Source organism: Microbacterium sp. UBA7513, assembly GCF_002478345.1.
Taxonomy (GTDB): Bacteria; Actinomycetota; Actinomycetes; order Actinomycetales; family Microbacteriaceae; genus Microbacterium.
Genome location: NZ_DLNJ01000022.1, coordinates 1 through 26,477, shown reverse-complemented (window position 1 = coordinate 26,477; position 26,477 = coordinate 1). Strand labels below are relative to the sequence as shown.

Sequence of the window (26,477 nt, the reverse complement as noted above, 5' to 3'; positions counted from 1 at the left end):
TTCCCGCGGCGCTCAGACGTCCCAGTCGGGCAATCCGCCGAGGTCTGCGGCGAGGCTTCCCTCGCCGGAGACCTTGACCTGGAAGAGGAACACCCGCGACGTCGGGTGGACGAGGACGCTCGCGAGGCCGTCCGACGTGGCGAACGAGACGAATGTCGGCTCGGTACGTGCGGCGGCTTCGATCCGTTCTCGGAGGGCGACGACATCGGTGCCGCGAGGCAGAGGATAGGTGAGCCCGTCGATCTCGACCCGCGCCCGCATCTCATCGTCAGGTCCGGGGCGCATGCGTGACAGGCTATCCCTCGTCGTGGTGTCCGGACCCGGGGTTGTGCGATTCGCGCGACGGGGGTACAGAACCCCGCCGCTTCGCCCTCCGGGCGCCGACGACGATGACGATGATGACGGCGACGAGGATCACCACGCCGACGACGATCGCGATCAGCACCGGAATCGACGGCAGCAGAGGGTTGGGTTCCATGAGGTGGGAGCCTATTGCGCTTCTGCAGCTTCCGGTAGACGACCTTGAGAGCCGCCCCTGTGGATAACCTCCGCGCCGCGACGGGTCGCCGATGCACACTGGCGGCATGATCTCTCGTGCGCGCTCGATGCTCCGTGCCCTCCAGGATGACGAACGGGGAGACGTGCCCGGCTGGGTGCTCGTCACATTGATGACCGCGGGCCTCGTCGTGCTCATCTGGGCGGTCGCCGGGCCTGCGCTCACCTCCCTCTTCGAGCAGGCCATCCAGCGGGTGTCGGGGCTCTGACATGCGTGCGCCTGCGGGGGTGACCGAAGACCGCGGATCGAATCCTGTGGAGTTCCTCCTCGTCGGCACCCTGCTCACCGCGCTCACCCTCGCAGTGCTGCAACTGGCGTTCGCGATCTACGTGCGCAACGTCGTCCATGACGCCGCGGTCGAGGGGGCGTACTACGCGGCTCTCGCAGACACGACAGCCGCGGAAGGGGAGGAGCGGGCGCGCGAGGTCATCCGTCGCGCGGTCGGCCCCTCCTACGCGGACGACATCACGGTGGCCTCGGCGCGGCGAGCGGGACAGGAGACCGTCGAGGTCCGGATCCGGACGATGCTCCCGGTGTTCGGCCTCGTCGGCGTCCCTGCGGCCTTGCAGGTGGAGGCCCACGCACCGGCGGAGTCCTTCGATGCGCGATGACGCCGGGTCGAGCTCGCTCGAGTTCATCGCCGTCGGTGTGATCATGCTCGTGCCGCTGCTGTACCTCGTGATCGCCGTGGGGTCGGTGCAGGAGCAGTCGCTGGGCGTCGAGGCCGCGGCGCGGCAGGCCGCACGTGCCATCGCGTCGGCACCCGACTTGTCGGCGGCGGCCGGCCGCGGGGAGCGAGTGCTGGAGGGGATCGTCGAGGAGTACGGCATCGACCCCGGCGCGGTCGACGTCGAGGTCTCCTGTCGGCCCCGTCCATCGCCCTGCCCGGCGGCGGGGACGACGGTGGTCGTCACGGTCTCGACGCGGGTGCCGCTGCCGCTGGTGCCGGGCGTGCTCGGACTCGACAATGCGACGTCCGTCCCCGTGGAGGCCGTATCGGTGCAGAAGGTGTCTCGGCGATGGGTCGCGGGATGAGGGGACGCGTGCCGGCCCTGAAGCAGCACGGAGAGGACGACGACGACGGGAGCGTGCTGCTGCTCGTGCTCGGCTACCTCGTCCTTGCGCTCGCGGTGCTCTTCGTGTGCGTCTGCGCCACCGACCTGTACATCGCCCAGAAGCGGCTGGACGGGCTTGCGGACGCGGCGGCGCTCGCCGGAGCGGACGGCTTCACGCTGCAGGTGGAGGGGGAGGTGCCGCGCGCGACGCTCACCGACGCGGGGGTGACCGAGCAGGCGGCGCCGCTCGTCCTCGGAGCGGGGTTCGAGGCGACCGTCGTCGATGCGGGCACCCCGGACGGCGTGAGCGCGCGCATCACCGTCGCGGCGACCTGGCACCCGCCGCTGCTCTCGCCGTTCGTGCCGGACGGGGTGACGCTGCAGGCGACGGCCACGAGCCGGACGGCGCTGCGCTGAGTCGCACGCCGAGCGTTCGCCGTCTGCCCGACGAGGCCTCTCGATCGTCCGCGATGTCTGCGTCGGAGGAGGCGTCAGGGACCAGTGCAGCAGACGAGGAATACTGATATGAAACGGACGAAAGTTGTGGTCATGTGAGGCGTGAAACACTTCATGTGCATAACATTCGGTATCAGAAGTCGCGCTTGCTCAGATGAGCCGGAGCGCAGCGCGCGCATGCATCGTTGTCGAAAGGTCCCGAACGTGAATGCAAGAGAAGTGAGACCGCGGCCGACCGGTGGCATGCCTCGGGTGTGGCGAGATCCGAAGGCCAGCCTGCACTCTCCCGGCAGGTGACCCTCAACGGCGCTCGCGGCGGGGCGGCATCGAACTATATGCGCTTCCATCTGGTCAATACCTACTCCTGGCAGGGCCAGATCGCTAGTTCTGTCGTGGACGGGCACTCCACAAGCTTCAGTCATGCGAAGGTCTCGAGAGCTTTCAGCAACTGCTGGTGGGACTACCCGGAAGGGAACATCCCGAAGAGCCAGAAGATCGGCGCTTCCTGCGCGTACACCAATTGAGCTCCGGGTCACGTCGCGTGCGAGTGGTCACTGGAGCGGCGATAGCGGCAGCTGCGATCGTCGGCGTTGGACTAGGCGTCACCACCCAGGGCGGCGCCCCGGTGGCGCGAGGTCCACGGATGGCAGCCGCTGCTGCGGTGATCGACAGGCTGGGGAGCGTAGAGAGGCCCACTGACGTGCTCCCGGCTGGTATCGACCTTGAGGAACTGGATGAGACCGTCGATTCGACGAGTATCCGTCTACTAGGTCAGGACGAGGTGTCTTCATATTGGATGGGTACGAAAGAGGGTGGCGATGTCTGTCTGATCACGGACTTCGTACAGGACGTGTCGGCGGTGGCCTGCACCAGTCCGGAGCGATTGCAGCAGAAGGGCATGGCCTGGTCCCTCGCGGGGGACCCCGCATCGGACGGCTATCGGGCAATTGTGGCATTGGTGTTGCCTGACATCGCCGCGCCGGACGAGATGCGAGTAAACCTCGTGAAGACCGCTGCGGAGCTTCCGGATCGCGCCGAAGCAGAAGCGACGCGGGTGTGGGATGAGGTGTCCCCAAATTTGCTGATCGCGGACGCTTCAGCCCTCGATCCCCGCCTGCAGTACGTGATCCCTTTCAGCGAGCCATCGGATGAGTCGGCCGTCAATGCGGTTGGCATCACCTTCGTCTTTGATCCATCGACGGTGCCGGCAACCAAGAGGCTCGAGAAGAGGTCGACTGACTGATGGTGAAGATCTCGAGGCTCGTTCTCGCTCCCGCGACTGCGCTGATGGTTGTGGCGACGAGCGGGTGTTCAGGCTCTGCCGGAGGCTTCTCCGACCTCACATCCCCGGATGTGGCAGGCATAGAACTGCCGACGAATCTTCCTGAGAACGCGCTCGAAGGGTTCGAGATAAACAGCGCACGATGGGTAGGTGCGAGCGCTGATGCGGACGTATGGCTGGCGAAAGGCAAAGAGCATCCGGTCTGTTTCTTGAGTTACTCCACCGAACGCTGGTTCAGCGCGTGCGGGAGCGGCGGCACCTATGCCCTCGGAGAGGAGACGTATTGGATAGTCCCGGACGGCGGCGCCGTCCCGACAGATGCAGCACCGGTCTCTCGAAACGTGTACCGGTCTTCATAAGGCGCGAAGCGCGGGTCTTCCAGACTGCTCAGTCGTCGGCCGGGTCCGGCATGCGCGGGGGCGTCCGGGGGACGAATCGGGGGATCCAGCGGAGGAACCCGGCGGCGCCGACGAGTCCGATCAGGCCCATGGCTCCCGCGGCGAACGACAGGGAGGCGACCGCGGTGATGCCCGAGACGAGGAGCGGAGCGACCGCGCCGCCGGCATCGGTCAGCGTGCGCCACGACCCGAGGAATGGGGCGGGGTCGTACTTCGGGGCGACATCCGCACCGAGAGTGAGGAGGATGCCGCTCGACAGGCCGTTGCCGACGCCGAGGACCGCGGCGAACATGCCGAACCAGAGCACCGCGGAGTCGAGGTCGTGCGTGACCGACAGGGCGAGGAACCCGGCGCCCATCAGCACCATCGCCGGCATCGCCGCCCAGAGCCGGCCGAAGCGGTCCATCACCTGGCCGCTGGCATAGAAGAGGGCGAAGTCGATGGCTCCGGACACGCCGACGACGAGGGCGATGGTCGATGCGTCGAGACCCAGCGAAAGGCCCCACAGCGGCAGGACGACCTGCCGTGCCGACCGCACCGCGGACAGCGAGGCCGCAGCGAGTCCGAGCCGACCGAGCACTCCGCGCTGCCGCCACATCGTCTGGAAGATGCCGGCCCGCTCGACGGTGGGGATCGACCCGGTCACCGCCTCTCCGCTGTCCTCGGCGAACCGGATCGTCGTCCGCAGCGGGGCGACCGTCTTCTCCGGATCCGGTCCGAAGAGCACGAGCGCGACCATGACGACGAGGCAGGCGAGGAAGAACCAGATCGCCGCGGCCTCGGTGCCGAAGAGCTGCAGGAGGCCGGCGGAGATGAACGGGCCGATGAAGATGCCCAGACGGAAGCTGCCGCCCAACAGGGAGAGCGAGCGGGCGCGGAACGCCAGCGGCACCCGCGTGGTCATGAACGCGTGCCGAGCGAGCCCGAACGCCGCGGCGCACAGGCCCAGGAGGAATACGGACGCTGCGAGCACCCCGAGCGACGGCGCGAACACCATGCCGACGGAGGCGAGGATGGCGATGACGCCGGCGATCACCATCGTGAGGCGCTCGCCGATGCGGCCCACGGCCCAGCCGGCCGGGAGGTTGCCGCAGAGTTGACCGACCACGAGCGCCGAGGCGACGAGGGCCGCGAAGGCGACGTCGGCGCCCATGGACGCGGCGATCACCGGGATGAGCGGGATGACCGCACCTTCACCGAGGGAGAAGAGGACGGTCGGCAGGTACACCATCGGTCCGAACTGGCGGAGGACCGTGGATGCGCTGCTCACGTCCTTCACGCTACTCCGGTCGGCGCACGGCCCTGGACATGCCCGTCCCCGCGCGCACGGGCGGCACGTTAGGCTGAGGTGTCATGCTCGAACTAGATCTCTCCGCCGAAATCCAGGCGCTCAGGCACACCTTCGGCGACATCAGCGAGGTCGTCGATGTCAACCGTCTCCGCGAGGACATCGCGCGTCTCAGCGAGGAGGCCGGCGCGCCCGACCTCTGGGACGACACCGAGAACGCCCAGAAGGTCACCAGCGCGCTGAGCCACCGTCAGTCGGAGCTCGCCCGCATCACCGGCATCGCCCAGCGCCTCGACGATCTCGAGGTGCTCGTCGACCTGGCGAACGAGATGGGCGACGAGGAGTCGGCGATCGAGGCGCGCAAGGAGCTCCAGACGCTCACCGACCTCATCAACCAGCTCGAGGTGCAGACGCTGCTCGACGGCGAGTACGACGAGCGCAGCGCCATCGTCACCATCCGCTCCGGCGCGGGCGGCGACGACGCCACCGACTTCGCCGAGATGCTCATGCGCATGTACCTGCGCTGGGCGGAGCGGCACAAGTACCCCGTGAAGGTCATGGACACCTCGTACGCGGAGGGCGCGGGCATCAAGTCGGCGACCTTCGAGATCGACGCGCCGTACGCCTTCGGCACGATCTCGGTCGAGGCGGGCACGCATCGCCTCGCCCGCATCAGTCCGTTCGGCTCCGCGGACAAGCGCCAGACGTCGTTCGCCGCCGTCGAGGTCATCCCGCTCATGGAGGAGGCGACCGAGGTCGACATCCCCGAGAGCGACATCCGGGTCGACGTCTTCCGCTCTTCCGGCCCCGGTGGCCAGTCCGTCAACACGACCGACTCCGCCGTGCGCATCACGCATCTCCCGACCGGCATCGTCGTGTCGATGCAGAACGAGAAGTCGCAGATCCAGAACCGCGCTGCGGCCATGCGGGTGCTGCAGAACCGCCTCCTCCTGCTGCAGAAGGAGCAGGAGGCCGCCAAGAAGAAGGAGCTCGCGGGCAACATCACCGCGAGCTGGGGCGACCAGATGCGCTCCTACTTCCTCTACGGCCAGCAGCTCGTGAAGGACCTCCGCACGGGCCAGGAATCCGGCAACCCGGCCGCCGTGTTCGACGGCGATCTCGACGACTTCATCTCGGCGGGCATCCGCTGGCGCAAGCGCAAAGACGAGGACTGAGGGCTCACACCCACACGACGAAGGCCCCGGGAGCTCCCGGGGCCTTCGTCGTGTGGTGAGGCTGGGTCAGCGTGCCGACGCCTCGACCGTCACCCTGGCGACCTCCTGCAGCATCTCGTCCGTGATGACGATCACGTAGGACGGGCTCTCGGCGACGTCGAACGACACCGTCCCCTCCGTCGTGGAGCCGGCCTTCTGCTGGCTGGACTCCAGCGTCGCGTCGCCGAAGATGTCGTAGTCGCCCTCGGTACCATCGGCCGTCTCGACGGAGAAGTAGAGGGGGTTGACGTACGTCGTCCCGTCGAGCGTCTCCCAGGCGACGTCGATCACCAGGTAGCCGCCGTTGTTCGCCTCGAAGTCCGAGCCGTTGCTCGGTCCGTACGTGGCCGAGCGGATCGTGACCTCGGCGGTGCCCTCGATCTGCGGCACGGCGACCGGCTCGCCGAGCGTGCCCTCGGCGACCTCCCCCGTGCCCGAGTCGCCGGTGTCATCGGTCTCCGGCGCCGGGCTCTGGCTCGTGCCCTCGTCGTAGTCGGGAAGCGGGACCGGGCGCACGTTGTTCGCGACGGACACGACGAAGAGGATGCTCACGACGATCGCGACGATCCCGCCGAGCACGGAAACCCCGAGACCGGTGATCCCCGGCCACTTGGTGCCCTTCAGGAACAGCGAGATGAGGGAGACGATGAATCCGGCCGCCAGGAGGACCCAGGCGAACGGAAGCGTCAGGGGGATGAAGGCGAGGATGAGGCCGAGCGCGGCGATCCCGAGGCCGACGAGGCCGAGCACCGACGTCTTCTTCGGCCCGACGGGGGCCGGCGCCTGGCCAGGGTACGGCGCCTGTCCGGGGTAGGCGTTCTGTCCGGGATATGCACCCTGACCAGCGGGGGCCTGCCCCGGGTAGCCGCCGACGCCCTGCGTGCTCGGGTATGCGCCCGGGGCCGGGTACCCGCCATGAGCCTGGTACGCATTCGCGCCGGGAGCGGCGGGAGGATAGGTCGCGGCTCCGCCATCGGCGCCCACCGGCGGGACGACCGGTGCCGCACCGGGGAGATCGTGCGCGCCGGAGGCGGGTGCCGTCCAGTCCTGTGCGGGCTCGGGGGAGACGACGAAGTCGGTCGCGGGCTCGTCCGGGGCGATCTCGCGCTCGGCCGCGACGGTGGCGGAGGGCTCGGCGGACGAAGCCGCCTCCTCCGCCAGGGGCGCACTGTCGGGCGCCTCGGCTGTGGTGTCGGGGGAGAGGTCCTCTGCGACCGCTTCGTCGGTCGTCGCAGCGGTCGGCTCTGTCGTCGCGGACGTCTCCGGCGCGAAGTGCTCCGTCCACTGCTGGCCGTCCCACCAGCGCAGGCGCCCGGAACCGTCGTCGTACCAGCCGGCAGGTGTCGTCATGGGGGTCCCCTCCGTGTGTGCGCTCGCGCGCGGTGGACGCGAATCGACACTCCATGTATAGCAGCGGGCGACGACATCGGTGGGCCTGCGACCACGGCGGAGGAGCGGAGCGGCCTCCTGCGCGGCGGGGTGTCGTGCCGAGGCGGGGCCCGTGGCGCGCTTAGGCTCGAATCGCCATGATTCGGTTCGAGAACGTCACGAAACGCTACCGCGGGACGTCGAAGCCCGCCCTGTCCGGTGTCGACTTCGAGGTGCAGCGTGGGGAGTTCGTCTTCCTCGTCGGTGCCTCCGGCTCCGGCAAATCCTCCTGTCTGCGCCTCATCCTGCGCGAGGATGTGCCCACGACGGGTCGCGTCGCCGTCCTCGGCCGCGATCTGCGGGCTCTGGCGAACCGGAAGGTGCCGTACTTCCGTCGGCACATCGGCTCGGTGTTCCAGGACTTCCGGCTGCTGCCGTCCAAGACGGTCTACCAGAACGTCGCCTTCACGTTGCAGGTCACCGGCTCGTCCCGCGGCTTCATCCAGCAGGCCGTTCCCGAGGCGCTCGCCCTCGTCGGACTCGACGGCAAGGAGAAGCGCATGCCGCACGAGCTCTCCGGCGGCGAGCAGCAGCGTGTCGCGATCGCCCGGGCACTCGTCAACCGCCCGCAGGTGCTGCTCGCGGACGAGCCCACCGGAAACCTCGACCCGGCGACCTCGGTCGACATCATGCAGCTCCTCGCGCGGATCAACGCGGGAGGCACGACGGTGCTCATGGCCACCCACGAGGCCGGCTTCGTCGACCAGATGCGCCGTCGCGTGATCGAGCTCCGCGACGGCGAGATGGTCCGCGACGAGGTGCACGGCGGATACGGCGACACCTCGAACATCCCGCGCCTGGTGCCGGAAGAGGTCCGCGGAGCCGCGGCAGCCGCCGCCCTCACAGCCGTACAGGAGGTGCAGCGCCAGACCGCCGACCTCTCCGTGGTCCGCGCCGCGCTGGCCGAGGAGCTGGATGCCCAGCGCCGCGCCGCCGCCGCATCTCCCGCGGTCACCAAGCCCGCTGCCGACGCGACCCCGCAGGTGGTCGAGCCCCCGGAGCCTGTGCGGGAGCCTGGCGTGGTCGAACCGCCGGACGTCGTGCAGCCGCAGCCTGCCGCCGAGCGCCCGGCGCCCGCGGGTCCGCGGACGCACCCGATCGTGATCCCGGAGGTGGACGTCGCCGAGCTCGGCGTCGCGGACCGCCTCGGACTGTCCGACCAGGACGACGAGGAAGTGGGCCCGACCTCATGAGAATCGGTCTGATCCTGACCGAGGCCCTCGTCGGCCTGCGGCGCAACATCTCGATGGTGATCTCCGTCGTGCTCGTCACCTTCGTGTCGCTGACGTTCGTCGGCGCCGCGATCCTCATGCAGTCCCAGATCGGCGTCATGCGCGGCTATTGGGCCGAGCGCGCCCAGGTGGCGGTGTACATGTGCTCCGCGGTGTCGGAGTCGGACACCTGCGTGGACGGCGCGGCGAGCGAGGAGCAGGTCGCCGCGGTGCGTGCCCAGCTCGAGGGCGACGCGCTGTCGCCGCTCATCAGCTCCATGACCTTCGACACGAAGGAGGAGACGTACGCCAAGCTCGTCGAGCAGGTGGGAGAGGAGCAGGCCAGCGTGCTCTCGCCCGACCAGGCGTTCGAGGTCTTCTTCGTCACGATGAAGGACCCGGGCCAGTCGCAGGTGCTCGCCGAGGCGTTCAGCGGGCAGGCCGGAGTGGAACAGGTGCAGGACCAGCTCCAGTACCTCGAACCGCTCTTCTCCGCGCTGACGGTGGCGACGTACATCGCCGTCGGCATCGCGGTCCTCATGCTCATCGCCGCGACGCTGCTGATCGCCACGACCATCCGCCTGTCCGCCTATGCGCGGCGCAAGGAGATCGGGATCATGCGGCTCGTCGGCGCCTCGAACCGCTTCATCCAGACGCCGTTCGTGCTGGAGGGCGTGTTCGCCGCGCTCCTGGGCTCGGCCCTCGCGAGCGCGGCGGTCGTCGCCGGCATGCACTTCGGCGTGAACGGCTACCTGCGCGGGCGCGTGCCTTTCATCACCACCTGGGTGACCATGCAGGACGCGGCCCTCGTGGTCCCGGTCCTCGTCGGGATCGGTGTCGTGCTCGCGGCGCTGTCGGCCGGCTTCGCGATCCGACGGTGGCTTCGCACCTGATACCCTGAAAGGCTGCTCGGCCGATCCGCTGCCGAGCCGTCCACGGCACCACAGCACAGGAGATCATCATGCCCAGGGAACGCGGGGAGAAGGTCATCGCGACCAATCGTCGCGCGCGTCACGACTACACCATCGAGAAGTCGTACGAGGCGGGCATGGTGCTCACGGGCACCGAGGTGAAGTCGCTCCGTCAGGGACGTGCGAACCTCAGCGACGGGTACGCGTTCGTGAAGGGCAACGAGGTCTTCCTCGACGCCGTGCACATCCCGGAGTACTCGCAGGGACACTGGACGAACCACTCGGCCAAGCGCATCCGCAAGCTCCTGCTCCACAGGGAGGAGATCGCGAAGCTCGCCCACGCCGTCTCCGCAGGCGGGTACACGCTGATCCCGCTCAAGCTGTACTTCTCCGACGGCCGCGCCAAGGTCGAGATCGCCCTCGCGAAGGGCAAGCGCGAGTACGACAAGCGGCAGACCCTCCGCGAACGCCAGGACACCCGTGAGGCCGAGCGGGCGATGCGGCTGCGCAACCGGGTGGGCGAGTAGCCTCCCCGGCTCAGAGGCTCGGCGTGAAGCCGAACACCCGGCCGAGGAACGCGAGCTCGCGTTCCAGCGCGTCGACGATGGTCTCCGCGCTGCGGAACCCGTGACCTTCGCCCGGGTACAGCACGTACTCGTGGTCGATGCCGTTCGCCGCCAGCGCGTCGCGGATGGCCTCGGACTGGGACGGCGGCACGACGCGGTCCTCCCCGCCCTGCAGCAGCAGCACCGGCACGTCGATGCGCTCGGCGTGGGTCAGGGGCGAGCGCTCGATGTATACGTGCTCGGCAGCGGGGAGCGGACCGACGAGGCCGTCGAGGTACGACGCCTCGAAGTCATGGGTCTCGGCGGCGAGCATCCGCAGATCCGCGACGCCGTAGCGACTGATGCCGGCGGCGAACGTCCCGCCGCGCACGAGCGCCGAGAGCACCGTCCAACCGCCGGCCGAGCCGCCGCGGATGGCGATGCGCGCGGGGTCGGCGAGCCCGGCGTCGGCGAGCCCGCGGGCGGCCGCGATCACGTCGTCCACGTCGACGACGCCCCACTGCCCCTGCAGGCGGTCGCGGTACGCCCGGCCGTAACCGGTGGACCCGCCGTAGTTCACGTCGAGGACCCCGATTCCCCGGCTCGTGAAGAACGCGATCGAGGCGGAGGCCGCTCCCGTGACGTGGGCGGTCGGCCCGCCGTGCACGAGCACGATGTAGGGCGGGAGCTCGCCGTCGGCGCCCCGGGGCTCTCCGGGCGCGGCAGGCGGATAGGCGAAGGCGTGCACGGGCCCGTGCGCACCTTCCACGACGAGCTGCTGGGCCGCCGGCATCCAGTCCTCGTCGACCGGAGCGCCGCCGGTGACGGTCTCGACGGCACCGCTGTCCACGTCGACGCACCAGATGCCCGAGGTCACGCGCGAGCCGTCTCCGCTGAGCAGGACGCGTGAGCCCGAGACGTCGTCCACGCTGAGGTGCCCGTCGGCCGGGACCGCGATCACGCGCGTCTCGCCGTCCGCGGACACGAGCTGCACCTCGTCGCGGCCGTCGGTGCGGACGGCCACGAGGCGGCCGTCCGCCAGCGGCTGGAACCAGCGGTTGCCGAGCACCCACAGGCCGTAGCCGGTGTCCGCGTCGGAGGAAGTGAGCGGACGGGAGGCACCGGGCTGGAGTCCGTCGAGCGCGAGGTGCTGGAGCTGCCAGCGTCCCGAGGAATCATCGGCGAACACGAGCGCGTCGTCGCCGGCCCATTCCGGCTGGAGGGCGGCGGAGGTGGGGACCCGGGTGATCGCCCGGCCGGCCGCTGATCCGATCGCGAGCGTGGCGCTCTCCCAGGGCATGCTGTCCGCCTGCCATTCGACCCAGGCGACGCGGCTGCCGTCGGGCGAGAGCGCGGGGTGGGCGAAGAAGCCGGGACCCTCGACGATCACCCGGATGGCGGAGGCATCCTCGGCGGCTGAACCGTCCGCGGGGATCTCCACGATCGCGCGGCGGTGCGGGTCTGTCGAGAGGTCTTCCCGGACGGCCAGCAGCCGGCCGCTCTGCACGCGCAGCCCGCCGTACGACGGGCCGGCGGCGGTGAGGGGGCTCGGCTCGGAACCCCGATCCATCCGGTGCACGCGCTGGTCGGCGCCGGAGACGAAGTACAGGGTGTCGCCATCGACGGTCCAGGCACCGCCCCCGTACTCGTGCACGCGGGAGCGGGCGTTCCAGGGAGCCGGGAGGATCTCCGCGCCCGTCGAGCTGCGCACCGTGACGCGGCCGCCCTCAGCCGGCACGGACTCGGCCCACCACACCTCGTCGCCCACGAAGCGGGCCCCGTCGATGCGCGGTGCTGCTCCTGCGACGGCTGCGGCGGTGAAGGGGGAGGACCAGGAGCCGAACGGTGAGGACATGCCTCGAGCCTACGGGCGGTGACACACGACGTCACACTCGTGCGGCGGGCCGAGGGCGTGTTCTAGGTTTCTGGAAACGCCCGGTTCATCCCGGGCGTGGAGCGACAGCCGAGCCCGGCACCCGCCCGCGAACGACGTGCTCTTCGTCGTGCGCGGACCCCGGCCCCTGTCCCCTGGAGAGAAGATGTCTTCCACGTTCGACGCCTCCCGCGCCTCCCGCGTGCCGTTCTCCTTCGAGCTCTACCCGCCGCGCTCGGAGTCGAGCCAGGAGGCCCTGCACGAGACCGTCCGTCGTCTCGCCGCGGCCGGCCCGGAGTTCCTGTCGGTGACCTACGGCGCCGGCGGCTCGACCGGCGGCCGCTCGCTCGATGTGCTGCGCTTCATCCGGGAGCACACCGACGTCGAACCCCTCGCTCATCTCACCTGCGTCGGCAACACCTACGCCGGAGCCACCGCGCTCATCCGGGAGTTCCTCGACGCCGGGATCCTCCGCTTCCTCGCCCTGCGCGGAGACCCGCCCGCGGGACAGAGCGAGCCCTTCCTGGGGGACCTGGAGAGCGCCGCCCAGCTCGTGCAGCTCATCGATCGCGTGCAGGCCGAGCGCGCGCCGTACCAGGAGTCTCCGGTCCCCGGTCTCCCCGGGGCCGCACTCGTCGCCCCGCGGCAGAAGGTCGACATCGCGGTGGCCGCGTTCCCGAAGGGGCACCCCCGGGCCACGCACCGCACGCAGGATGTCGAGGCGCTGCTCGCCAAGCAGGCCGCGGGGGCGACCTTCGCCATCACGCAGCTCTTCTTCCACCCCGATGACTACCTCGCCTTCGTGGAGCGCGCCCGCGCCGGAGGCGTCACCATCCCGATCCTCCCCGGCATCATGCCGATCACGTCGCCGGCCCGGCTGGCCCGGGTGCTGGAGCTGACCGGGGAGGACCTGCCCAGCGAGCTCTCGGTCGCCCTCGATGTCGAGCCGACCGCCGAAGGGCGGCGGGAGATCGGGATCTCCTGGGCCGCGCGCCTCGCCGCCGACGTCGTCGCCGGCGGGGCCCCCGGCGTGCATCTGTACGCCTTCAACCAGCACGAGACCGTCCTGACCGTCCTCGCCGAAGCCGGCATCGTCCCGGCGCTCCGGCACTAGTCCCCGCCGAAAGGAAACACCATGACCGCATTCCCCGAGGGCACCATCCTCGGCTACCCCCGCATCGGCCGTCGCCGCGAGCTCAAGAAGGCCGTCGAGGCGTTCTGGGCCGGCCGCATCGACGAGCAGGAGCTGGAGCGGACGGCCGCGGAGCTGCGCGCGGCGACCCGCGAGCGCCTGGCGGAGCTCGGCCTCGGCCGCACGGACTCGTCCATCCCGGAGTCCTTCTCCTTCTACGACCAGGTCCTCGACGCCGCCGTCACGGTCGGCGCGATCCCCGCCCGCTTCGACGACCTCCGCGAGGCGGACGGCACGATCGGCCTGCCCGCGCTGTTCACCGTCGCCCGGGGCGAGGGCGAGCGCGCGCCGCTGGAGATGACGAAGTGGTTCGACTCGAACTACCACTACCTCGTGCCGGAGATCGGGCCGGAGACGGTGTTCTCCCTCGCCAGCGACCGCCTGGTGCGCGAGGTCGCCGAGGCCGTCGCCGCCGGCTTCGTCACGCGTCCCGTGGTCGTCGGGCCGGTCACCCTGCTGGCGCTCGCGAAGGCGTCGGACGACGCTCCGGAGGGCTTCGAGCCGCTCTCGCGGCTGGAGGACGTGCTGCCGGTCTACGTCGATCTGCTCGTCCGTCTGCGCGCCGCGGGCGCCGAGTGGGTGCAGCTCGACGAGCCCGCCCTCGTGAGTGAGTCGCTGCCGGCGACGCCCGCGCAGCTCGCCTCCGCCGCGGAGCGCGCGCTCGCGGTGCTCGGGAACGCCGAAGAGCGGCCCTCGATCCTCGTCGCGGCGCCGTACGCGAGCCTCGGCGCGACGTTCGCGACCGTGGCCGCCGCCCCCGTCGAGGCCATCGCCGTGGATCTCGTGCGCGGCACCGTGCCCGACGCGGTGCCGGGCCTCGAGGGCAAGACCCTCGTCGGCGGTGTGATCGACGGTCACAACATCTGGCGTGGCGACCTCTCCGCGGCGTTCGACTCTCTGGAGGCGCTCCGTGCGCTCGGGGCCCCGGTGTCGGCATCGACCTCGACCTCGCTGCTGCACGTGCCGCACGATGTGGACGACGAGACCGCGCTCGACGAGCGTCTCGTCTCGTGGCTCGCGTTCGCGGACCAGAAGGTGCAGCAGGTCGTGACTCTCGCCCGCGGCCTGTCCGCAGGGCGCACGGCGATCGCGGCCGAGCTGGACGCCGCGACCGCCGCGCTGCAGGACCGCCTGACCGCTCCCGGCGTGCGCGACGGCGAGGTGCGTGCCCGTGCGTTGAGCGACGCCGACTTCGCCCGAGCCCCGTACCAGGAGCGGGAGGAGGCGCAGAACGCCCTCGGCCTGCCGGCGCTGCCCCTGACGACGATCGGCTCCTTCCCGCAGACCGGCGACATCCGTCGCGCGCGCGCCCAGTTCCTCCGTGGCGAGATCCCCGAGGACGACTACGAGGAGTTCCTGCGCCGTGAGGTCGCCGCGGTCGTCTCCCTGCAGGAGGACCTCGGTCTCGACGTCCTCGTGCACGGTGAGCCGGAGCGCAATGACATGGTGCAGTACTTCGCGGAGCACCTCGACGGCTTCGCGGTCACGCAGCACGGCTGGGTGCAGTCGTACGGCTCGCGAGCCACGCGCCCGTCGATCCTCTGGGGCGACGTCTCGCGTCCCGCGCCCATCACGGTCGCCTGGTCGGCGTACGCCCAGTCGCTCACGGCGAAGCACATGAAGGGGATGCTCACGGGCCCCGTCACGATCCTCGCGTGGTCCTTCGTCCGCGACGACCAGCCGCTGGGCGTGACCGCGAACCAGGTGGCGCTCGCGCTCCGCGATGAGATCGCCGACCTGGAGGCCGCGGGCATCCAGGTGATCCAGGTCGACGAGCCGGCGCTCCGGGAGCTGCTCCCGCTGAAGCAGGCCGACCAGCCGGCGTACCTCGACTGGTCGGTCGCGTCGTTCCGACTGGCCACGGGCGGCGCGGCACCGGCCACGCAGGTGCACACCCACCTCTGTTACTCGGAGTTCGGCGTCGTGATCGACGCGATCCGTGCGCTCGACGCGGACGTGACCTCCATCGAGGCGGCCCGGAGCCGCATGGAGGTCGTCGCGGACATCGCCGAGGTGGGCTTCGACCACGGCATCGGCCCCGGCGTGTACGACATCCACTCGCCGCGCGTGCCCACCGTGGAGGAGGTCGAGTCCCTGCTCCGGCGTGCGGTCGACGAGATCCCGCTCCGGCAGCTCTGGGTGAACCCGGACTGCGGTCTGAAGACCCGCGGCTACGCCGAGACCACGGCGTCGCTGCGGAACATCGTCGAGGCGACCCGACGGGTGCGCGAGGACGTGGTGGTCACCGCCTGACGCGGTCGTCCCCGGACACACGAAGGCCCTCCCGGCGCACCGGGAGGGCCTTCGTCGTCGTCTCCGACGATACGGCGTCTCAGACCGCGCGCATGACCGCGACGACCTTGCCGAGCACGACCGCCTCGTCGCCCAGGATCGGCTCGAACGCGGAGTTGCGGGGCAGCAGCCACGTGTGGCCGTCGCGACGGCGCAGCACCTTGACGGTCGCCTCGCCGTCGAGCATGGCGGCCACGATCTCGCCGTTCTCCGCCGTGTTCTGCGAACGCACGACGACCCAGTCGCCGTCGCAGATGGCGGCGTCGATCATCGACTCCCCGGAGACCTTGAGCATGAAGAGGTCGCCCTTGCCGACGAGCTGCCGGGGGAGCGGGAAGATCTCCTCGACCTGCTGGTCCGCCGTGATCGGCACGCCCGCGGCGATACGCCCGACCAGGGGGACCAGGGCGGCATCGCCCACGGGGGTCGCCACGTCCGCCGGGTTCTCCGCGCCGGTGCCGGGCAGGTCGATGAGGACCTCCATGGCGCGCGTCTTGCCCGGGTCGCGTCGCAGGTAGCCGCTGAGCTCGAGCTGACCGAGCTGGTGGGTGACGCTGGACAGCGACTTGAGCCCGACGGCGTCGCCGATCTCGCGCATGCTCGGCGGATAGCCGTTCTGCGCGATCGAGGCCTGGATGACCTCGAGGATCGCCATCTGCTTCGGGCTGAGGCTCTTGCGACGGCGGGTGCGCGGCGCCTCGGACTCGAGGGCTGAGGTGTCGCTCATGGTGCTCCTTCACTGCGTGATCCGACGTGCCGCTTCGAATGTCGGTGGCCCGTGGTGGGGTGTCCTTATCGAAACCGTATCCGAGAAAAGCGCCGATCTGGAAGATCTGTTCGAGCGTGTCGGCCGATTCGCGGGGCGTGGTTTCGAAGACGGCTTGACAGATGTTCGAACTCGAAGATATCTTCGGAACGTAGCTTCGCATCCACGGCTCCCGGCCGAGTCGCGGATGCGAAAGCTACGCCAACCTCCCCGGGCTCCGGCGCCGGGACAGTAAGGAGCAGACATGAGCAGCATGAGCCTCAGCACCGCGACCGCCCTTCCGGCGCCGGCCCGTCCGGCCACCCGGCTGCGGATCACGGCCCGCGGCCGCCGCACCCTGCTCGCGCTCGCCTCCGTCCCGCTCGCTGCGGGCATCGCCTTCGCCGCCATCGGCGGGGGCAGCGCGATCGCCTCCGGTGTAGACGCACCGGCCGTCTCCGTCGAGACCGTCACGGTCATGCCCGGTGACACGCTCTGGTCGATCGCGAGCAGCATCGCTCCCGACGCCGACCCGCGGGATGTCATCGGCGAGATCAGCCGGATGAACCTCCTGCGCGGCGGTGAGCTCCAGGTCGGTCAGGAGCTCGCGCTCCCGGCACGGTACACCGACTGACGCGGAGCCCGAGGTCCTGCCTCCGGTCCGTGACCATCCGATCGTCACGATGACCTCGGCGCTCCGTGCTCCTCTTAAGATGGGAAGGGTGACCTTCTCCCTCAACGATCTCCCGCTCCGCGACGATCTGCGCGGACTCACCCCGTACGGCGCACCTCAGGCCCCGCTGCCGGTCGCCCTCAACGTCAACGAGAACACGCATCCTGTTCCCGACGACGTCGCCAGTGACATCCTCGACGACATCGCCGTGGCGATCCGAGACGTGAACCGGTACCCGGACCGTGAGTTCACGACGCTGCGGGAGGCGTTCGCCGACTACCTGGGTCACGGCCTCACGCCGGAGCAGATCTGGGCGGGCAACGGATCCAACGAGGTGCTGCAGCACATCTTCCAGGCCTTCGGCGGACCGGGGCGCACGGCCTTCGGCTTCGCTCCCACGTACTCGATGTACCCGCTCATCGCGAAGGGGACCGGCGCGTCCTGGATCGCCGGTACCCGTCAGCCCGACTACACGGTCACCCCGGAGGAGGCGGCGGAGCAGGTGCGCGCGGCGGACCCCGACATCGTGATCCTCTGCTCGCCGAACAACCCGACCGGCACCCCGCTGGGGCTCGACGTGGTGGAGGCCGTGTACCAGGCGGCCCGCGGCGTCGTGATCGTCGACGAGGCCTACCAGGAGTTCGCGCCGCGGGATGCGGCGTCGGCCCTCACCCTCCTGGAAGGACGGCCGCGGCTCGCCGTCTCCCGCACTATGAGCAAGGCGTTCGCCTTCGCCGGTGCCCGCGTCGGCTACCTCGCGGCCGATCCGGCGTTCATCGACGCGCTGCGCCTCGTCCGGCTGCCGTACCACCTGAGCGCCTTGACGCAGGCGGCCGCCGTCGCCGCTCTCCGCAACGCCGACGTCATGCTCGGCATGGTGCAGGAGATCGTGGAGCAGCGGGACCGCATCACGGCGACGCTCGAAGCGCTCGGCTACACGCCGCACCTCTCGTGGTCCAACTTCGTGCTGTTCGGAGGCGTCGCGGATCCGCAGGCGACCTGGCAGCAGCTGTACGATCGCGGCGTGCTCGTCCGCGACGTGGGCATCCCCGGCCACCTGCGCGTCAGCGCCGGCACGGAGGCGGAGACGACGGCGTTCCTGGACGCCCTGGCCTCGATAGGATCGGCATCATGACCATCCCCGCGCCCACCGCACGCACCGCGAGCCGCGTGCGCAGCACGTCGGAGTCCACCGTCGAGGTCGAGCTGAACCTCGACGGCACCGGTGCGAGCCGCATCGACACGTCGGTGCCGTTCTTCGACCACATGCTCACGGCGTTCGCGAAGCACTCGCTGACGGATCTCACCGTGCGGGCCTCAGGGGACACCCACATCGATGCCCACCACACCGTGGAGGACGTCTCGATCGTGCTTGGCCAGGCGATCCTCGCAGCGCTGGGGGACAAGTCCGGCATCTCGCGGTACGGCGACGCCCTCGTGCCCCTGGACGAGGCGCTCGCACAGGCGGTCGTCGACATCTCCGGTCGCCCGTACCTCGTGCACGAGGGGGAGCCCGCAGGCTTCGAGCACCACCTGATCGGCGGGCACTTCACCGGATCGCTCGTACGGCACGTCTTCGAGGCCATCACCGTCAACGCCGCGCTGACCGTGCACGTGCGGGTGCTGAGCGGGCGCGACCCGCACCACATCGCCGAGGCCGAGTTCAAGGCGTTCGCGCGGGCGTTCCGGCAGGCGAAGGCCCTGGATCCCCTCGTCGACGGCATCCCGTCCACCAAGGGCGCGCTGTGAGTGCCGCGCCCCGGGTCGCCGTCTTCGACTACGAGTCCGGCAACGTCCACTCCGCGGTCAAGGCCCTCGTCGCCGCGGGAGCCGACGCCGTCCTCACGCGCGACCGCGCCGAGGCGCTCGAGGCAGACGGGTTCGTGGTGCCCGGTGTCGGGGCCTTCCAGGCGGTGCGGGATGCTCTGCACGCCCACGGCGGCGACGAGATCATCGGCCGTCGTCTCGCGGGCGGCCGACCGGTGCTCGGCATCTGCGTCGGCATGCAGGTGCTCTTCGAGCACGGCGTCGAGCGGGGGCACGACACCGCGGGCCTCGGCGAGTGGCCGGGCGCCGTGACGGAGCTCGACGCGTCCGTGCTGCCGCACATGGGCTGGAACACCGTCGAGCCGGGGAAGGACACGGTCCTGTTCCGCGGCATCGAGCAGGAGCGCTTCTACTTCGTGCACTCCTATGCCGCGCAGTCCTGGGAGCTCGACGTGATCCCGCCGTTCCCGCAGCCCGTGCTCACGTGGGCGGACTACGGCGGCCCCTTCCTCGCGGCCGTCGAAAACGGCCCGCTCTCGGCGACGCAGTTCCACCCGGAGAAGTCCGGGGACGCCGGCATCCGGCTGCTCCGGAACTGGGTGCAGAGCCTCTGACCCCGAGCCGCGTCGGCGCCCGGCGTCACGCGGTTTGTCCCGCGCCTCGCGGCGGACTACCCTCGTCTCTCGTGCCCTCTCGGGCCGCAGACCCACCCGAACCAAGGACCCCATGAACGACTTCGCGCAGTCCCCTTCGCTCACGCTCCTTCCCGCGGTCGACGTCGCCGGCGGCAAGGCGGTCCGTCTCACGCAGGGGGAGGCCGGGACCGAGACGAGCTACGGCGACCCGCTGGACGCCGCCGGGGAGTGGGTCTCGCAGGGAGCCTCCTGGATCCACCTCGTCGATCTGGACGCGGCGTTCGGTCGCGGGAGCAACGCGCCGATCCTGCGCAAGGTCATCAAGCAGTTCAAGAACGTCAATGTCGAGCTCTCCGGCGGCATCCGGGACGACGCGAGCCTGGAGGCAGCTCTGGAGAGCGGTGCCGCCCGCATCAACCTCGGCACCGCCGCGCTGGAGAACCCGGAGTGGGCGGCCGACGTGATCAGCCGCTTCGGGGAGGCGATCGCCGTCGGCCTCGACGTCCGTGGCACGACGCTCGCCGCGCGCGGCTGGACGAAGGAGGGCGGCGACCTCTGGGAGGTGCTCGAGCGCCTCGAGGACGCCGGCTGCAGCCGCTACGTCGTGACCGATGTGACCAAGGACGGCACGCTGCGCGGCCCGAACCTGGAGCTGCTGCGCGAGGTGACCTCGCGCACGCCGAAGCCGGTCGTCGCCTCGGGTGGCATCTCGAACCTCGACGACATCGCCGCGCTGCGCGACCTCGTGCCCCTGGGCGTCGAGGGAGCCATCGTCGGCAAGGCTCTGTACGCGGGCGCCTTCACGCTCGCGGAGGCCCTGGATGTCGCCGGAGACTGACCCCCACGCCTGCGGCCCCGAGTCGCACAACCGGGCCGATTCCGCCGGGGTGCCCTGGGAGGGCCGCAGCTTCGAGTCGAACCCGCATGCGGCGGACGACGGCTCGGCGGACCCGGCTCTGCTCGCTGCGCTTCACCGTTTCCGCGCGGGGGAGGGAAGCCAGGCCGAGGTCGTCGACGCGTTCCGCTCCGCCCGGGTGCTCGTCCCCCTGATCGCCGAGAAGGGCGAGGAGGGAGTGGCCCCCAGCGGTCTGGCGGTGGACAAGACGCAGGAGCTCTCGATCGTCACCGTCGCCGCCCCGGACGGACGCCGCGTCCAGCCGGTGTTCTCGTCGGTCAAGACGATGCAGCGCTGGGATCCGTCGGCACGCCCGATCCCGGTCGAGGCCGTCCGCGCGGCCCTGGCCGCGTCGTCGGAGGACACCGACCTCATCGTGCTGGACCCCACGTCCGACACCGAGTTCGTGATCCGCCGCCCCGCCGTCCGGGCCGTGGCGCAGGGGCACGCGTGGGAGCCGAGCTTCCTCTCTCCGGAGGTCGTCACCGCCCTCCGGGAGAGCATCGCCCACGAACTCGCCGTGATCGACATTGCGGTCGCGTCGGGAGACCCGGACGCCCGGCTCCGCGGACCCGAGCTCATCGTGGTGCTGGAGCTCGTCGACGGACTGGAGCGCGAGGTGCTGGATGCCGTGCTCGCCCGGCTCGCCCAGCGCTGGGCCGCGGACGACCGCATCGCCGTCCTCGCCGACTCTCTGACGGTCAAACTCCGCCGCAGCAGCTGAGGCGGAGCTTCGGCCGGATCAGGTGACGGGGCCGGTCCACTTCTCGCCCGGCCCTTTGCCGATCGGGTCGGGGATGGTCGAGGCCTCGCGGAAGGCGAGCTGCAGCGAACGGAGGCCGTCGCGCAGTGAGCGTGCGTGCATGTCGCTGATCTCCGGGGCGCCGGCGGTGATGAGCCCTGCCAGGGCGTTGATGAGCTTGCGCGCCTCATCGAGGTCGAGCTGGGCCGCGGCGTCGGGGTCGTCCGCCAGGCCGAGCTTCACGGCCGCGGCGCTCATGAGGTGCACGGCGGCGGTCGTGATCACCTCGACGGCCGGGACGTCGGCGATGTCACGGACGGCCGAGGAGGCTGCCTCCTCCTGCCGAGCCCATCGCTCCTCGCGCTCGCGGGCCGCCTCGTCCGATGCCTGGTTCGTCACTTCGCCTTGCTTTCTGTTAGACTTTGGCGGGCTCCGGAGCGTCATGCTCCGGAACGAAAGAGGATTCACTTCCCACCCGCGCTTGCCGTTCCAGGCTACCGGGTCTTGCGCTCCGCCGGCTCCGCTCGTCATGAGAGGCCGGTAGACAGGGTGCGAAGCCGGCATCTGAACGCCGGCGGGTGGGGGACGACTCCGATTTCGCCCGGGATGCAGACCGCATCACGGTGGCCGAATCACATCGTCTAAGGAGCTCCGCATCAGCGATCCCCGTACCAATGAGCGCATCCGCGTCCCCGAGGTCCGCCTCGTCGGCCCCGCGGGTGAGCAGATCGGCGTTGTCCGCATCGAGGCAGCGCTGCGTCTCGCCCAGGAAGCCGATCTCGACCTCGTCGAGGTCGCCCCGAACTCGAAGCCGCCCGTCGTCAAGATCATGGACTACGGCAAGTTCAAGTACGAGGCCGCGCAGAAGGAAAAGGAAGCGCGTCGCAACCAGGCGAACACGATCCTCAAGGAAGTCCGCTTCCGTCTGAAGATCGAGGCGCACGACTACACGACGAAGCTCAAGCGCGCCGAGGGCTTCCTCAAGGCCGGCGACAAGGTCAAGGCCATGATCCTCTTCCGCGGTCGCGAGCAGTCGCGCCCGGAGCAGGGTGTCCGTCTGCTGCGCAAGTTCGCCGAGGACGTCGCCGAGTTCGGCACGGTCGAGTCGAACCCGACCATCGACGGCCGCAACATGGTGATGGTCGTCGCGCCGCACAAGAGCAAGTCCGAGGCGAAGCAGGAGCAGAACGCCGTGCGCGCCGCGAACAAGCAGGCCGCGCGCGAGGCGAAGAACGACGCGGACGCCAAGGCGGAGTAGGTCCGCCCCCAGAACTCCCGCACCGCGGGTTGACACCGTCGCCTGAGAAGGCGCCATACGAAGGAAGAGAAGATGCCGAAGCAGAAGACCCACTCGGGTGCTAAGAAGCGCTTCAAGATCACCGGCAGCGGCAAGCTGAAGAAGCAGCAGGCCGGGATGCGCCACAACCTCGAGCACAAGTCGAGCCGTCGCACCCGTCGTCTGAACCAGGACCAGGTGCTCGCGAAGGCGGACTTCAAGGTCGCGAAGAAGCTTCTCGGTCGCTGACGCGCCCGATCGCAGGATAGGAACACAGGAAAATGGCAAGAGTCAAGCGGGCGGTCAACGCCCACAAGAAGCGTCGGGTCATCCTCGAGCGCGCCTCCGGCTACCGCGGTCAGCGTTCGCGCCTCTACCGGAAGGCCAAGGAGCAGGTCATCCACTCCCTGGTCTACTCGTACCGGGACCGCCGCAAGCGCAAGGGCGACTTCCGTCGTCTGTGGATCCAGCGCATCAACGCTGCGGCCCGCCAGAACGGCATGACGTACAACCGCTTCATCCAGGGGCTGGGCCTCGCGGGTGTCACGGTCGACCGTCGCATGCTCGCCGACCTCGCGGTGAACGACGCCGCGACGTTCACGACGCTGGTCGAGACGGCGAAGAAGGCTCTGCCCTCCGACGTCAACGCGCCGAAGTCGGCCGCGTAAGCATCTCGCTTCCGAACGGGCGCTTTCCTCCGGGAAGGCGCCCGTTCCGCGTATCCGGGCGGCGTCGGGCTGACCGTAGACTGAGTTCGTGCTGGAGAACCCCCGTTCCCCCCGAGTCCGTGCCGTCGCCAAGCTGACCAAGCGCAGCGCGCGCACCGAGACCGGTCTTTTTCTGCTCGAAGGTCCGCAGTCCGTCCGTGAGGCGCTGACGTACCGTCCCGAAGCGATCGTCGAGCTGTTCGCGACCCCGCACGGGTGGGAGAAGCACGCGGACATCCGAGCCGTCGCCGCGGAGGCGGATGTCGACGTCGAGTACGTGAGCGAGGACGTCCTCCACGCGATGGCCGACACGGTGACCCCGCAGGGGCTCGTCGCGGTCGTCCGTCAGACGCCGACCTCGGTGCGGGACATCTTCGATGCGGCACCGCGTCTCGTCGCGATCTGCGAGGAGGTGCGCGACCCGGGCAACCTCGGCACCATCATCCGGGCCGCCGACGCCGCCGGCGCCGATGCCGTCGTGCTCACTGGTCGCACGGTCGATCCATACAACCCCAAGGTGGTGCGGGCGACGACCGGCTCGCTCTTCCACCTTCCGGTCTCGGTGGGCAGTGAGCTCGACGAGGTCGTCCGGCGTGCACACGATGCGGGCCTGCAGATCCTCGCGGCGGACGTGAAGGGGGATGACCTCCTCGCGGCACGCGCCGACGGCGTGCTCGGTGAGCCGACCGCCTGGCTGTTCGGCAACGAGGCGCGCGGGCTCGAGGACGAGGCGCTGACTCAGGCCGACCGTGTCCTCCGGTTGCCGATCTTCGGCCGCGCCGAATCGCTCAACCTGGCCACCGCGGCGAGTGTCTGCCTGTACGAGAGCGCGTTCGCCCAACGCGCGGCCTCCACCGGCTGACCGGCGAAGAACGGGACGCGGGATGCAGATACTGATCGTCGAGGATGACGAGCGGGTGGCGGGGGCCTTGCAGGCCTTCCTCGCGCGCTCGGGCTACGCCACCGTGCATGCGGCCGACGGGGCCGCGGCGCTGGAGCACCTCGATGCGGACACCGAGGTGGTGCTGCTGGATCTCGGGCTGCCCGACGTCGACGGGATCGATCTGTGCCGCCGCATCCGCGGGCGCTCCGACGTCCCGATCGTGATCGTCACCGCGCGCAACCAGGTCGCCGAGCGGATCAAGGGGCTGCGCGCCGGTGCCGACGACTTCGTGGTGAAGCCCTATGACGTGCACGAGCTCCTGGCGCGGATCGAGGCAGTCACCCGGCGATCACGGCCGCTGCGCACGGAACCGGACACCCGGGTGCTGCTGCATGACGGGGCGGTGCAGATCGACCTCGTCGCGCGGGAGGTGCAGGTCGGCGGGGTGCCGCTCGCGCTCACCCGCAAGGAGTTCGACATCGTGGGCGTGCTCGCGCGGTATCCGGGCGTCGCGGTGCCGAAGGAGCGCCTCATCCGCGAGGTCTGGAACACCGATTGGCGTGGCTTCGGCCACTCCCTCGAGGTGCACGTGGCCGCCATCCGGAAGAAGAGCGGCGATCGCGCGTTCATCGAGACCGTGCGTGGCGTCGGCTACCGGCTCGCGGGGTCCTGACGCGTGCGCCGCCGCCTGACCGTCGTCTTCCTCGTGCCGTTGATCATCGTGCTCGTCGCACTCGGCGGCGTGACCGGGTGGAGCGCGGCACGCAGCGTCCAGCAGTCGTTCTACGCCGAGCAGCTCGGCGACCTCGGGTACTTCGCGACGAGCGCCCGACAGGCGCTGCGCTCCGGGAGTCCGGCGGTGATGGACGCCGAGGTCCGCCGCTTCCAAGAGGTCTACGGGATCGAGGTGACCGTGTTCGATCTCACCGGCAGCCCCTGGGCGGCCGGTGACCACGGAGACACGGTGCTGTCGGAGGAGGATGCGCAGCGGGTGCGGTTGGCGCTCTCCGGTCGCCGCGCCGAGCAACCGACGTCCTTCCCGTGGGTCGTGTCCGATGCGGCACTGGTGGAACCCGTGTTCGACGACGGGGATGTGATCGGCGCGGTGCTCGTCACGGGTGGCACGGACACGCCGCAGACGGTCATCCTGCGGCAGACGCTCGTGCTCGCTCTCATCGTCGTGCTGCTCAGCGCGCTCGGCATCCTCCTGGTCGCGGGGCTCGCGCGCTGGGTGCTGTCGCCGGTGCGCCGTCTCGACGAGGCGATGGCGGCGATCGAGCGGGGGGAGATGGACGCCCGGGTGGCCGAGGGGACCGGGCCGCCCGAGCTGCGGCGCATGACGCGGGTGTTCAACGGCATGGCCGACGAGATCGAGCGCGTCATGACCCGGCAGCAGGAGTTCGCGCTGAACGCCTCGCACGAGCTGCGGAATCCGCTCAACGCGCTGTTGCTGCGCGTCGAGCACCTCGCGACAGGGCTGGGGCACGAGTGGGACCACGACGTGGAGGAGACCAGGGAGGAGGGCCGGCGGATGACTCGCATCCTGGAGACGCTCCTCGGGCTCGCGCGCGGCGGTCGCACCGACTCCACCATGTCGGCGGTCGATCTCGCCGCCGTGGCCGCCCGCCGAGTCGAGGCATGGCAGGAGGTGGCCGCCCACCGGGCCATCGTGCTGCGCCGGACGGGGGAGCCGTCGGTCATGACGATCACCGACCGCACCATCGTCGAGAGTGCTCTCGACGCCGCGATCGACAACGCGGTGAAGTACTCGCCGGAGGGCTCGTCTATCGAGGTCGGTGCGCAGCGCGAGGGCGACGAATGCCAGCTCACCGTGCGCGACCACGGTCCCGGGCTGTCGCCGGAGGACGCGTCGTCGGCGGCGGACCGCTTCTGGCGGAGCGCGGACAGCGGTGACATGCCGGGAACCGGGCTCGGGCTGGCGATCGCGACCGACCTCCTCGCGACGGTCGGGGGCGAGTTGAGGGTGTGCGGCGCCGGCGGCGGCGGGCTCCTCGTGGCCCTCGTCCTCCCCGCGGAGGCGGCAGCGTGAGCCGGCGGGGGCGGCGCGTCGTCGCCGGGATGCTCGCGCTCGTGACGGCGGCGGTCGCGGTGAGCGCGTGCAGTCCGCGTTCCGAGGACTGGACGGAGACCGCCGCCGTGCTCGCCGCGGGCAGCCCCACCGGCGTCTACCACGACTACGGCAGCCACCTCGCGACAGAGCTGTCGCGTGGGCTCGACGTCGACCTCACGGCGGAGGTGACGGCGGGATCGGTGGACAACCTGCTGCGCGTGAGCGCGGGGGAGGCGCTCCTCGGCTTCGCGCAGGGCGACGCGGCTGCCGATGCCGTGGCGGGGACGGGAGCGTTCACCGAGCCGCTGGACGTGCAGGCGGGCGCCCCCCCCTTCCACGAGGACCCGCCGAACGTCCTGGGGGGCGACTCGGCCGGCGGAAA

General features: G+C 70.3%; 33 protein-coding genes. 26 read left to right on the top strand and 7 right to left on the bottom strand.

What is annotated here, in order from left to right; all coding sequences use genetic code 11:
* Window positions 1-12: 12 nt before the first annotated feature.
* On the bottom strand, window positions 13-285 hold the full coding sequence (locus B2W79_RS12395; protein ID WP_292789914.1) for a hypothetical protein: 273 nt from the start codon (window positions 283-285) through the stop codon (window positions 13-15).
* A gap of 10 nt (window positions 286-295) precedes the next feature.
* Window positions 296-478: a hypothetical protein gene (locus tag B2W79_RS12390; protein ID WP_071329695.1), complete on the bottom strand. Its 183-nt coding sequence runs from the start codon at window positions 476-478 to the stop codon at window positions 296-298.
* A 106-nt stretch (window positions 479-584) separates the two neighbouring features.
* On the opposite strand from B2W79_RS12390, the gene B2W79_RS12385 reads away from it, so the two are divergent.
* The 7 genes from B2W79_RS12385 (at window position 585) to B2W79_RS12355 (ending at window position 3,708) form a co-directional block, all read left to right on the top strand.
* Entirely contained in the window at window positions 585-764 is a 180-nt protein-coding gene (locus B2W79_RS12385; RefSeq protein WP_071329738.1) for a hypothetical protein, read from the top strand.
* 19 nt (window positions 765-783) lie between these two features.
* Window positions 784-1,167: a TadE/TadG family type IV pilus assembly protein gene (locus B2W79_RS12380; protein ID WP_256209480.1), complete on the top strand. Its 384-nt coding sequence runs from the start codon at window positions 784-786 to the stop codon at window positions 1,165-1,167.
* Complete coding sequence (locus tag B2W79_RS12375) at window positions 1,157-1,591, top strand: TadE family protein (protein ID WP_292789910.1); 435 nt, start codon at window positions 1,157-1,159, stop codon at window positions 1,589-1,591. The genes B2W79_RS12380 and B2W79_RS12375 overlap by 11 nt, the downstream gene beginning before the upstream one ends.
* An 8-nt stretch (window positions 1,592-1,599) precedes the next feature.
* Window positions 1,600-2,028: a pilus assembly protein TadG-related protein gene (locus tag B2W79_RS12370; protein ID WP_292789909.1), complete on the top strand. Its 429-nt coding sequence runs from the start codon at window positions 1,600-1,602 to the stop codon at window positions 2,026-2,028.
* A 332-nt stretch (window positions 2,029-2,360) separates the two neighbouring features.
* Complete coding sequence (locus tag B2W79_RS12365; RefSeq protein WP_292789906.1) at window positions 2,361-2,591, top strand: hypothetical protein; 231 nt, start codon at window positions 2,361-2,363, stop codon at window positions 2,589-2,591.
* 119 nt (window positions 2,592-2,710) lie between these two features.
* Window positions 2,711-3,310 carry a hypothetical protein gene (locus B2W79_RS12360; protein ID WP_292789904.1) on the top strand — a complete coding sequence of 200 codons (600 nt, stop codon included), beginning with the start codon at window positions 2,711-2,713 and terminating at the stop codon, window positions 3,308-3,310.
* Complete coding sequence (locus B2W79_RS12355; RefSeq protein WP_143049317.1) at window positions 3,310-3,708, top strand: hypothetical protein; 399 nt, start codon at window positions 3,310-3,312, stop codon at window positions 3,706-3,708. Before B2W79_RS12360 ends, B2W79_RS12355 begins: the two co-directional genes overlap by 1 nt.
* A 28-nt stretch (window positions 3,709-3,736) precedes the next feature.
* Here B2W79_RS12355 and B2W79_RS12350 read toward each other — a convergent pair whose 3' ends face one another.
* The gene (locus tag B2W79_RS12350) at window positions 3,737-4,978 is read right to left on the bottom strand and encodes an MFS transporter (protein ID WP_292790136.1); all 1,242 of its coding nucleotides are present in this window, start codon (window positions 4,976-4,978) and stop codon (window positions 3,737-3,739) included.
* Window positions 4,979-5,100: 122 nt separating this feature from the next.
* Between B2W79_RS12350 and prfB the strand changes: the two genes are divergently transcribed.
* On the top strand, window positions 5,101-6,210 hold the full coding sequence (gene prfB, locus B2W79_RS12345) for a peptide chain release factor 2 (protein WP_025105296.1): 1,110 nt from the start codon (window positions 5,101-5,103) through the stop codon (window positions 6,208-6,210).
* 66 nt (window positions 6,211-6,276) lie between these two features.
* On the opposite strand, the gene B2W79_RS12340 is transcribed toward prfB, so the two are convergent.
* Window positions 6,277-7,599, bottom strand: a complete 1,323-nt coding sequence (locus B2W79_RS12340) for a DUF2510 domain-containing protein (RefSeq protein ID WP_292789902.1) — start codon at window positions 7,597-7,599, stop codon at window positions 6,277-6,279.
* Window positions 7,600-7,775: 176 nt separating this feature from the next.
* Between B2W79_RS12340 and ftsE the strand changes: the two genes are divergently transcribed.
* From ftsE to smpB, 3 genes are all read left to right on the top strand, one after another.
* Window positions 7,776-8,870, top strand: coding sequence for a cell division ATP-binding protein FtsE (gene ftsE, locus B2W79_RS12335; RefSeq protein ID WP_292789900.1), 1,095 nt, complete (start codon window positions 7,776-7,778; stop codon window positions 8,868-8,870).
* Complete coding sequence (gene ftsX / locus B2W79_RS12330; protein ID WP_071329701.1) at window positions 8,867-9,781, top strand: permease-like cell division protein FtsX; 915 nt, start codon at window positions 8,867-8,869, stop codon at window positions 9,779-9,781. The genes ftsE and ftsX overlap by 4 nt, the downstream gene beginning before the upstream one ends.
* Window positions 9,782-9,849: 68 nt before the next feature.
* Complete coding sequence (gene smpB / locus B2W79_RS12325; RefSeq protein WP_062636644.1) at window positions 9,850-10,326, top strand: SsrA-binding protein SmpB; 477 nt, start codon at window positions 9,850-9,852, stop codon at window positions 10,324-10,326.
* 10 nt (window positions 10,327-10,336) lie between these two features.
* Here smpB and B2W79_RS12320 read toward each other — a convergent pair whose 3' ends face one another.
* Complete coding sequence (locus tag B2W79_RS12320) at window positions 10,337-12,199, bottom strand: S9 family peptidase (protein WP_071329702.1); 1,863 nt, start codon at window positions 12,197-12,199, stop codon at window positions 10,337-10,339.
* Window positions 12,200-12,383: 184 nt separating this feature from the next.
* Here B2W79_RS12320 and B2W79_RS12315 point away from each other — a divergent pair, with 184 nt between their 5' ends.
* Entirely contained in the window at window positions 12,384-13,331 is a 948-nt protein-coding gene (locus B2W79_RS12315; protein WP_071329703.1) for a methylenetetrahydrofolate reductase, read from the top strand.
* Between the two features lie 21 nt (window positions 13,332-13,352).
* A complete protein-coding gene (metE, locus tag B2W79_RS12310) occupies window positions 13,353-15,662 on the top strand; it encodes a 5-methyltetrahydropteroyltriglutamate--homocysteine S-methyltransferase (RefSeq protein ID WP_071329704.1) in 2,310 nt (769 codons plus the stop codon).
* Window positions 15,663-15,741: 79 nt separating this feature from the next.
* Here the strand turns inward: metE and lexA are convergent, their stop codons facing one another.
* On the bottom strand, window positions 15,742-16,428 hold the full coding sequence (gene lexA / locus B2W79_RS12305) for a transcriptional repressor LexA (RefSeq protein ID WP_025105289.1): 687 nt from the start codon (window positions 16,426-16,428) through the stop codon (window positions 15,742-15,744).
* Window positions 16,429-16,711: 283 nt separating this feature from the next.
* Between lexA and B2W79_RS12300 the strand changes: the two genes are divergently transcribed.
* The 6 genes from B2W79_RS12300 (at window position 16,712) to B2W79_RS12275 (ending at window position 21,140) form a co-directional block, all read left to right on the top strand.
* A complete protein-coding gene (locus B2W79_RS12300) occupies window positions 16,712-17,080 on the top strand; it encodes a LysM peptidoglycan-binding domain-containing protein (RefSeq protein WP_071329705.1) in 369 nt (122 codons plus the stop codon).
* Between the two features lie 79 nt (window positions 17,081-17,159).
* Entirely contained in the window at window positions 17,160-18,254 is a 1,095-nt protein-coding gene (locus tag B2W79_RS12295) for a histidinol-phosphate transaminase (protein WP_177173848.1), read from the top strand.
* Complete coding sequence (gene hisB / locus B2W79_RS12290; RefSeq protein WP_071329707.1) at window positions 18,251-18,868, top strand: imidazoleglycerol-phosphate dehydratase HisB; 618 nt, start codon at window positions 18,251-18,253, stop codon at window positions 18,866-18,868. The genes B2W79_RS12295 and hisB overlap by 4 nt, the downstream gene beginning before the upstream one ends.
* On the top strand, window positions 18,865-19,500 hold the full coding sequence (hisH, locus tag B2W79_RS12285) for an imidazole glycerol phosphate synthase subunit HisH (RefSeq protein WP_292789892.1): 636 nt from the start codon (window positions 18,865-18,867) through the stop codon (window positions 19,498-19,500). The genes hisB and hisH overlap by 4 nt, the downstream gene beginning before the upstream one ends.
* Before the next feature lie 112 nt (window positions 19,501-19,612).
* Window positions 19,613-20,359 carry a bifunctional 1-(5-phosphoribosyl)-5-((5-phosphoribosylamino)methylideneamino)imidazole-4-carboxamide isomerase/phosphoribosylanthranilate isomerase PriA gene (gene priA, locus B2W79_RS12280; protein ID WP_025105284.1) on the top strand — a complete coding sequence of 249 codons (747 nt, stop codon included), beginning with the start codon at window positions 19,613-19,615 and terminating at the stop codon, window positions 20,357-20,359.
* A complete protein-coding gene (locus B2W79_RS12275; protein WP_292789889.1) occupies window positions 20,343-21,140 on the top strand; it encodes an SseB family protein in 798 nt (265 codons plus the stop codon). Before priA ends, B2W79_RS12275 begins: the two co-directional genes overlap by 17 nt.
* Window positions 21,141-21,158: 18 nt before the next feature.
* On the opposite strand, the gene B2W79_RS12270 is transcribed toward B2W79_RS12275, so the two are convergent.
* The gene (locus B2W79_RS12270; RefSeq protein ID WP_025105282.1) at window positions 21,159-21,557 is read right to left on the bottom strand and encodes a DUF1844 domain-containing protein; all 399 of its coding nucleotides are present in this window, start codon (window positions 21,555-21,557) and stop codon (window positions 21,159-21,161) included.
* 232 nt (window positions 21,558-21,789) lie between these two features.
* Between B2W79_RS12270 and infC the strand changes: the two genes are divergently transcribed.
* The 7 genes from infC to B2W79_RS12235 all read left to right on the top strand — a co-directional run.
* Window positions 21,790-22,416 (top strand): translation initiation factor IF-3, encoded by a 627-nt coding sequence (infC, locus tag B2W79_RS12265; protein WP_292790134.1) that lies wholly within the window; start codon window positions 21,790-21,792, stop codon window positions 22,414-22,416.
* Window positions 22,417-22,488: 72 nt separating this feature from the next.
* The gene (gene rpmI, locus B2W79_RS12260; protein ID WP_025105280.1) at window positions 22,489-22,683 is read left to right on the top strand and encodes a 50S ribosomal protein L35; all 195 of its coding nucleotides are present in this window, start codon (window positions 22,489-22,491) and stop codon (window positions 22,681-22,683) included.
* Window positions 22,684-22,715: 32 nt separating this feature from the next.
* Window positions 22,716-23,102 (top strand): 50S ribosomal protein L20, encoded by a 387-nt coding sequence (rplT, locus tag B2W79_RS12255; protein WP_017202428.1) that lies wholly within the window; start codon window positions 22,716-22,718, stop codon window positions 23,100-23,102.
* A gap of 88 nt (window positions 23,103-23,190) precedes the next feature.
* Complete coding sequence (locus B2W79_RS12250; protein WP_071329711.1) at window positions 23,191-24,003, top strand: TrmH family RNA methyltransferase; 813 nt, start codon at window positions 23,191-23,193, stop codon at window positions 24,001-24,003.
* 22 nt (window positions 24,004-24,025) lie between these two features.
* Window positions 24,026-24,697 (top strand): response regulator transcription factor, encoded by a 672-nt coding sequence (locus B2W79_RS12245; protein ID WP_071329712.1) that lies wholly within the window; start codon window positions 24,026-24,028, stop codon window positions 24,695-24,697.
* A gap of 3 nt (window positions 24,698-24,700) precedes the next feature.
* Window positions 24,701-26,074 carry an ATP-binding protein gene (locus B2W79_RS12240; RefSeq protein WP_292789881.1) on the top strand — a complete coding sequence of 458 codons (1,374 nt, stop codon included), beginning with the start codon at window positions 24,701-24,703 and terminating at the stop codon, window positions 26,072-26,074.
* Window positions 26,071-26,477, top strand: a 407-nt coding sequence (locus B2W79_RS12235) for a TAXI family TRAP transporter solute-binding subunit (RefSeq protein WP_292789879.1), incomplete at its 3' end; no start/stop codon positions are given. The genes B2W79_RS12240 and B2W79_RS12235, both read left to right, overlap by 4 nt.